The sequence below is a fragment of the Sutterella sp. genome (assembly GCF_030539355.1).
In the GTDB taxonomy this organism is placed as follows: Bacteria; Pseudomonadota; Gammaproteobacteria; order Burkholderiales; family Burkholderiaceae_F; genus Sutterella.
This window is the reverse complement of record NZ_JAUNSF010000129.1, coordinates 1-7,241: the sequence shown is the minus strand read 5'-3', so window position 1 is coordinate 7,241 and position 7,241 is coordinate 1. Positions and strand designations below refer to the sequence as shown.

At 66.0% G+C, this 7,241-nt stretch carries 6 protein-coding genes; 1 reads left to right on the top strand and 5 read right to left on the bottom strand.

Annotation, left to right across the window (positions count from 1 at the left end):
• From Q4F91_RS12310 to Q4F91_RS12300, 3 genes are all read right to left on the bottom strand, one after another.
• Positions 1 to 1,512, bottom strand: a 1,512-nt coding sequence (locus Q4F91_RS12310) for a molybdopterin-dependent oxidoreductase (protein ID WP_303338018.1), incomplete at its 3' end; no start/stop codon positions are given.
• A gap of 195 nt (positions 1,513 to 1,707) precedes the next feature.
• Complete coding sequence (locus Q4F91_RS12305; RefSeq protein ID WP_303338017.1) at positions 1,708 to 4,077, bottom strand: molybdopterin-dependent oxidoreductase; 2,370 nt, start codon at positions 4,075 to 4,077, stop codon at positions 1,708 to 1,710.
• Between the two features lie 50 nt (positions 4,078 to 4,127).
• The gene (locus Q4F91_RS12300) at positions 4,128 to 4,664 is read right to left on the bottom strand and encodes a DUF2199 domain-containing protein (protein ID WP_303338016.1); all 537 of its coding nucleotides are present in this window, start codon (positions 4,662 to 4,664) and stop codon (positions 4,128 to 4,130) included.
• A gap of 197 nt (positions 4,665 to 4,861) precedes the next feature.
• Between Q4F91_RS12300 and Q4F91_RS12295 the strand changes: the two genes are divergently transcribed.
• Positions 4,862 to 5,821, top strand: coding sequence for an AEC family transporter (locus Q4F91_RS12295; protein WP_303338015.1), 960 nt, complete (start codon positions 4,862 to 4,864; stop codon positions 5,819 to 5,821).
• A 92-nt stretch (positions 5,822 to 5,913) separates the two neighbouring features.
• Here Q4F91_RS12295 and Q4F91_RS12290 read toward each other — a convergent pair whose 3' ends face one another.
• Together Q4F91_RS12290 and Q4F91_RS12285 are read right to left on the bottom strand one after the other, a co-directional pair.
• Positions 5,914 to 6,501, bottom strand: coding sequence for a superoxide dismutase (locus tag Q4F91_RS12290; protein WP_303338014.1), 588 nt, complete (start codon positions 6,499 to 6,501; stop codon positions 5,914 to 5,916).
• A gap of 159 nt (positions 6,502 to 6,660) precedes the next feature.
• Positions 6,661 to 7,241 (bottom strand): exodeoxyribonuclease VII large subunit (locus tag Q4F91_RS12285; RefSeq protein ID WP_303338013.1); only part of this gene is annotated, 581 nt, incomplete at its 5' end.

The following is a 7,241-nucleotide window of genomic DNA, read 5'->3' as shown; positions in this document are numbered from 1 at the left end:
GATGCCGTCGTTCGAGTAGGTGCCGATGTTCGTGATGTCGTTGTGCTCGAAGACCTTGGTGCCGTTGAAGTCAATGGTCTTGCCCGGGTTCTCGAAGCAGTCGGCGAAGCGCGCGACGGGGATGGTTTCGCTGCCCTTCCAGGGGAGCGTCGAGGGCTTCACCGGCTTCGTGCCGCCCGAGATGCCGCCGAGGAACGGGCCCGTGGCCATGGGCGAGCCGCCCGAGGAGTACTGATAGTTCGTGCCGATGCCGCCGCCGGGAAGGCCGATCTGGCCCAGGGCTGCGGCGAGCGCGAAGCCCATCCAGTGCGGCTGCTCGCCGAACTGGATGCGTTGGATTCCCCAGCCCATCATGATCATCGTGCGGTGATCGGCGCACTCATGCGTGAGCGAGATGATGCGCTCGGCGGGCACGCCGCACTCGCGGGCGGCCCAGGCCGGGGTCTTCTCAACGCCGTCGGTCTTGCCCATCACGTAGTCACGGAGCTCGGGCCAGCCGTAGCAGCACTTGGTGAGGAAGTCGGTCGCGACCTTGCCGCTCTTCACGAGCTCGTGGATCATGCCGAGCATCATCGCGCAGTCCGTGCCGGGACGCGGGGCGATCCATTCGCTCCCGAGGTACTCGGCCGTGTCGGTCTGAATCGGGTTGATCGAGATGGTCTTCGTGCCCTTGGCCTTGAGCGCACGGAAGTAGCCGTAGGAGTTGTGGAGCGTCGTCAGCCAGTCGATGTCATTCGTGACGATCGGGTCCGCGCCCCAGAGGAGGACGCGCTCGCTGTGATTGATGACAACATCCCAGGAGGTCGAGCGCGGATCGCCCGTGCCGACAACGTAGGGGAGGATGCGGCTGATGGCGGCGGTGGAGTACGAGTTGATGCACTTGATGAAGCCGCCGCGGAGGTTGAGCATGCGCTGCTGCAGATTGATCGCGGCGTTGACCTTGCCCGTCGACATCCAGCCGTAGGAGCGGCCGAAGACCGCGGACGGTCCCCAGGTGTCGTAGACGCGGTTGATCTCCTTCGCAACGAGGTCAAGCGCCACGTCCCAGGAGACGCGCACGAACTTCTCCTCGCCGCGCTTTTCGCGCGAGGCGGGGCCGTTCTTCAGGTACCCCTCGCGGACCATCGGGTAGCGGATGCGCGAGGACGAGTACGGCAGTTCGCAGAGACCGTTCATGTTGACGGTCGGGGCGTAGTCGTGCTCGAAGGGCTTGAGGTGAGTCATCTTGCCGCCGTGGATTTCGGCACGCACGATGCCCCAGCGGGAGGCCGTGATCACCTCGTTCTCGTTGATGGTCGAGCGGCCGAGACTGAAGGTGTTCGAGTACCTGATGTCCTCGGCGGTGGGCAGAAGCTTCGGAGCCTCGGGGAAGAGCGCGGCGCTCTTCAGAGCGGCGGGATTGCCGGGGAGAACCTCGGCGGGCTTGGCAGCGGCTTCGGTATGCGGAAGGACGGCTGCGGCGGTGCCGGCGGCACCGACGGCCAGAAAGCCGCGACGCGTGAGCCGGGACATGTTTCTTCTCCTTTTGGAGTTATGAGTTATGTCCCGCAACTCTAGCGATCTAACTCTTTCGGGGGAGAAGATTCACGCACTGGATTTGACCGTATACGTATCGCCAGCATCCTCTTAATAGAAAACTAACCTACGGTTATTCCTGAAATGAATAGCGCTTTTCACCTCGGACCTGCTCTGTGACACGAAGGGGGTTCAGTAAGACTGCGTGCAATCAGGCGACGGTTTCAAGTCCGTTTCTGTCACTTCCAGCGCGTTATGAACGGCGACGCCGGGATCCGGTTCCGTCCAGCGGCTCACCCGAACGAGCGCGGTTGAGGCGATGTTGCCGCAGGCGAGCGCGGACGTGGGCACGTCCATCGTGAGGGTGTTGGCGTTGCCGTGCACGTCGATCCGCCGGCCGCCCAAATTCCTCGGGTCGAACCAGCCGCCGTGGTGGACGCAGACGACGCCCGGCATCACGCGGTCGGTGACGAGCGCCTCGGAGAGGAGCGCGCCTCTGCGGTTCTCGACGAGCACGATGTCCCCGGTGGCGATGCCGCGCTTCTCCGCATCCGCGGGCGAGATCCAGCAGGGCTCGCGGGGCGGGATCGGCTCGGAAGCAGCCGCGCCCGGCTTCGCGCCGTCAAGCTGACTGTGAAGCCGGCGACGGCTCTTCACGCAGAGAAGCGCGAGCTCTTCCGGGTCCGTGCGGGTGTTGAGGCCCTCGGAAGCCGGGAGGTACGTCGGGTGCCCGGGGCAGTCCGGATAGTTGTAGCCCGCTATCTTGGGCGACCAGAGCTGGATGAGGCCGCTCTCGGTCTTCAAGGGATGCGCCTGCGGATCCTCGCGGAAATCCGCGAAGGCCACGTATCGGCGGTCCGCTTCCCTGACGGGGAACCAGTGGTCGCCCTTCGCCAAGAAGTCGTCAAAGGCGGGGAGCGGCACGCCCATGGCCTTGGCCCTGTCCGCGGCCTCGTCCCAGGTGCGGCGTATCCACCCCGCTTCGTCGAGCCCCTCGGTGAAGGCCGCCTCGACACCGATGCGCTTCGCGAGCTCGGAGAAGATCGAGTAGTCGCTCCTCGCCTCGCCCACGGGATCGATCGCCCGCTGCATCGCAACGATCCCCTCGTTCGTGTAGCAGCCGACGTTCGTGATGTCGTCGTGCTCGAAGACTGTCGCGGCCGGCAGAACGATGTCGGCGTGGCGCGCGGTGGCGGTCCAGACGCTGTCCGTGACGATCACGACCTCGGGACGCCTCCAGGCGCGCTCGAGCCGCATCGTGTCGGGCTGGTGCGCGAAGGGATTGCCGCCCGCCCACATGACGAGCCGGATGTCGGGATAGGTGACCTTCGTGCCGTTGAAGTCGATGGTCTTACCCGGGTTCTCGAAGCAGTCAACGAACCTTGCGACGGGGATGACGCGGCTTCCCTGCCAGGGGCAGGCCGCGGGAACGACGGGCTCGACGGCGCCGGAGATGCCGCCTAAGAAAGGCCCGGTGGCCTTCGGCGCGCCGCCCGATGAGTAGTGGTAGTTGGTGCCGATGCCGCCGCCCGGGAGTCCGATCTGGCCCAATGCCGCGGCGAGGGCGAACCCCATCCAGTGGGGCTGCTCGCCGTACTGGATCCTCTGGATCCCCCAGCCCATCATGATCATCGTGCGGTGGTCGGCGAGCTCATGCGTGAGCGCGACAATCTCCGCTTCTGGGATCCCTGTCTCACGCGCGGCCCAGACGGGCGTCTTCTCAACGCCGTCCTCACCGCCCATGACGTAGGCGAGAAACTCAGGCCACCCCGCGCAGCGGGTCTCGAGGAACCCGGTCGCGGCCCTGCCGGAGCTCACGAGCTCATGGATCATGCCGAGCATCAGCGCGCAGTCCGTGCCCGGGCGCGGCGCGATCCAGCGGCTTCCGAGCCGGTCCGCGGTCTCGGGACGGAGCGGGTTGACGGCGATCGTCGGAATGCCCTTTTCCTTCACCTCACGCAGATAGCGCGCATAGGGGTGCACGGTCGTGAACCAGTCGACGTCATTGGTCACGACAGGGTCCGCGCCCCAGAAAACGATGCGCTCGGCGTGCTCGAGCACCACCTCCCAGCAGGTCGACCTCGGGTCACCCGTGCCGACGACATAGGGGAGGATCTTGCTCACGGCGGCGGTCGAGTAGCTGTTGACGCACTCGAGAAAGCCGCCCCGGAGGTTGAGGAGGCGCCTCACGAGCGTCACCGCGGAATTGATCTTCCCCGCGCTCATCCAGCCGTAGGAGCGGCCGAAGACCGCGGAGGCCCCATACGTGTCATAGACGCGGTTGATCTCGCGCGCGGCGAGGTCAAGCGCCTCGTCCCAGGAGACCCGGACGAACTTCTCCCCGCCCCGGCGGTCGCGCGAGGCGGGACCTCGCTCCAGGAACCCTTCCCTCACCATCGGGTGAAGAATGCGCGAGGGTGAGTAGGGGAGCGCAAGCAGGCGGTCGAGGTTGGGCGACGGCGCCTCGTCCTTTTCGAAAGGACGCACGGAGACGAGGCGCCCGTCCGAGACGTGCGCCCTCACGATTCCCCAGTGCGTCGCCGTGATGATGTCGCGCTCCATGGGCCGTTCCGCTGCTCTTTTGTTTTTTCTGACGTGCCAGGGAGAAGGGATCAGTTGACCGAGCCTTCTTCCTCGTCCTCTTCGAAGTCGTCGTCGCCGAAGAGCTCGCGGTCAAGGGCCTCGTGCTCGGCGGCGGTCATGCCGCGGCCCTGGAGCTCCGCGAGCGAGCCTTCGAGCACGCGGATCGCGGGACGGCGGTCGGCGTGGAGCGTGAGCTCGACGGCGGCCCCGAACCCGTCGGGGCTCCCGGGGATGTCATTGGCGAGCGTGCCCCTGACCTTTCGGCCCGCGGCCGCCGGCGTCTGGAAGTCGCGCAGATACGCGTCATGGTCCCCGGGCGCGACCTCGGCCCAGACGCCCCAGGTGAAGCTTCCCGGCTCGTCGGCGAACGGGATCTCGATCACGCCGAAGAGAAAGCGCTCGCCGGTCTCGAGCGCCGCGAAGTCCTCGTTGAACTTCCCCGCCGCATAGCGCGACGTGTAGTCAAGCTGCCAGAGGCAGTCGGGAAGCTTCATCTGGATGTCGCGGGCAAGGCTCTCTTCGTCCGCCTCGGGGGCGGGGATCTCGTCGATGAGGTCGGTGGTCATGTCTCTTCTCTTTACGCGGGGTATCGGGTGACTCGTGTCATGCGGGGAGGAAATGATGCCCTCCCCGCGGTCCGGCTCAACTGAAGTCGGGCATTCACTATATCGCGCCGAAGGTTGCGCGGGCGCATACTTCGACGGGCATACATCAAGGAACCGTCTCCCGACGCCACCCGCCGCCAGGACATAAAAGCAAGAACATGAATCTCGCCCTCTTCCTCCACCACATCGAACTCTGCGCACCGCTCTTCATCGTCGTCGCCGTCGGCTGGGCGATGATGAAGACCCGCTTCTTCTCGCCCGATGTTCCGAAGGCGCTCGGCAGCTTCACCTTCCGGTTCCTGATGCCGGTGATGCTCTTCGATCTCCTGAGCGACCTCTCGAACATGCCGCCCATCGACTGGCGCGTGCTCCTCGCCTTCTTCGGCTCCTGCCACATCGTCTACATCCTCGGACGCATCGGCGCGAAGAAGTGCTTCAACACCACGACCGAGGGCACGACGGTGCTCGCGATGGCAGGCATCTTCGGCAACAACGTGCAGATCGGCGTGCCGGTCGTGCACGTGAGCCTCGGCCAGGCCGCGATGCCGACCGTCTCGATCCTCATCCTCTTCAACGTGCTGCTGCTCTGGACGGTGGCGATCGCCTCGGTCGAGTTCGGCCGCTCGGGGCGCATCACCGACTTCAAGGCGGTCTTCCGCCCGATGCTGCGCGTCTTCAAGAATCCCGTCGTGCTCGGCATCCTCGCGGGCTGCGCCTGGGGCCTCACGGGCTGGGAGCTCCCGCTCTTCGCGAGCGAAAGCGTGAAGTTCATCTCGCGCGCGACCGCCCCGATGTGCCTTGTCGTGGTCGGCATGGGGCTTGCGAAGCACAGCTTCACGGCGGCGCTCCCGAAGGGCATCTTCACGACCGTGATGAAGCTCGCGGTGCAGCCGCTCCTCGTCTGGGTGATCGCGAAGATGATCGACCTCGGCGAACTCGAGACCAACGCCGCGGTGCTCCTTGCCGCGCTTCCCGTCGCCATCAACATCTACCTGATGAGCCAGGAGTTCGGCGCCGAGGAGGGCGGGGCGAGCAACGGCATCTTCCTCTCGACCTTCGTCTCGGCGGTGACGGTGCCGCTCACACTGACGCTCCTTGGCGTCACGCCGCCGCTCTGACGGCCTGCTGACGAAAACGCCGGAGACAATGCGGCCCGCCTTCCGGAACCTCCGGGGCGGGCCGTTTCCGTGTTCAGAGCGTCAGCGTCGCTTTACGCGGCGAACTGCGCCTCGGCGAACTTCCAGTTCACGAGCTTCGTGAAGAAGGCCTCGATGAACTTCGGACGCGCGTTGCGGTAGTCGATGTAGTAGGCGTGCTCCCACACATCGAGGGTAAGAACGGGCTTCTGACCGGCCGTGAGCGGCGTGCCGGCGTTCGAGGTGTTGACGATCTCGAGCTTCCCGTCGGCGTTCTTCACGAGCCACGTCCAGCCGGAGCCGAAGTTGCCCGCGGCCTGCTTGCTGAAGGCGTCGACAAACGCTTCGAAGGAGCCGAAGGCCGCCTCGATCGCGGCGAGAAGCGCACCCTCGGGACGGCCGCCGCCGTTGGGCGTCAGGCACTGCCAGAAGAAGCTGTGGTTGAAGGTCTGCGCGGCGTTGTTGAAGAGGCCGCCCTTGGCGCCGAGGATGATCTCCTCGAGGGACTTGCCTTCCCACTCGGAGCCCTTCACGAGGCCGTTGAGGTTCGCGACGTACGTGCGGTGGTGTTTCCCCCAGTGGTACTCAAGCGTCTCGGCGCTCATCGCCGGAGCAAGGGCATCGATCGCAAAGGGGAGCTCGGGGAGCTGGAATTCGGACATGGGGATCTCCTTGAAATCCGACCCGGGGACCGGGTCTGTTGTTTTGGTATGCCTATCTTACAGAGGTTTTCGATAAGAGAAAACTTAAAACATGCCTCTTCGACGCGACGAAATTGTTTCGGATTCCGTCCGATCAATTTTGGCTATTCCCCTGATAGATCAGGGCTTTGCCGGGTCTACGCCGTCGGGCGTGCGCTTCACCTCGCGGACATCGGCCGCGGCGGACCCGTCGGCGAAGACGATCTCCACCGACTGCCCCAAGCGGAGCATGCCGGCGCGGGTGGCGAGCCCCCCGGCCGTGCGGATGCGGGCGTACCCCGCCCGCAGCGGACGGTTCGGGTCGGCGAGCGCGAGGGCGCTCTCCTGAGCGCGCAGACGCGCTTCGAGCACCCCGAGACGGGGGAGCGGATCGGGGCGTCTTGCCGCGGCGCGCGTGAGTTCCCGGGCGGCGTTCGCGAACGCTGTCCTCACGGCACTTTCGAGCCGCTCCTCGGGCCAGCCGAGCCTCTGAGCGCGGCGCTCCTCGGCGGTCTCCGCAAAAGTCATGAGCTGCGCCGAGAGCCGGCCGAAGCGCCGGTCTGCACTTTCGAGCACCGCGCCGGGGTCGGCGAGGAAGTTCGCGGCCCGGTCCGTGCGCGCCTGAGCCCGCGCGAGCATCTGCTGCGGGTCCGCGAGAAGGCGCTCGGCGCGGCGGAGCCTTTCCCCGGGACCGGCGAGCGCCCGGGCGGGGTCGGCGAGGA

Excerpts from the sequence above, each read along its gene's own strand:
- Q4F91_RS12290 (WP_303338014.1), bottom strand. The coding sequence starts at position 6,501 with ATGTCCGAATTCCAGCTCCCCGAGCTCCCCTTTGCGATCGATGCCCTT.
- Q4F91_RS12300 (WP_303338016.1), bottom strand. The coding sequence starts at position 4,664 with ATGACCACCGACCTCATCGACGAGATCCCCGCCCCCGAGGCGGACGAA.
- Q4F91_RS12305 (WP_303338017.1), bottom strand. The coding sequence starts at position 4,077 with ATGGAGCGCGACATCATCACGGCGACGCACTGGGGAATCGTGAGGGCG.
- Q4F91_RS12295 (WP_303338015.1), top strand. The coding sequence starts at position 4,862 with ATGAATCTCGCCCTCTTCCTCCACCACATCGAACTCTGCGCACCGCTC.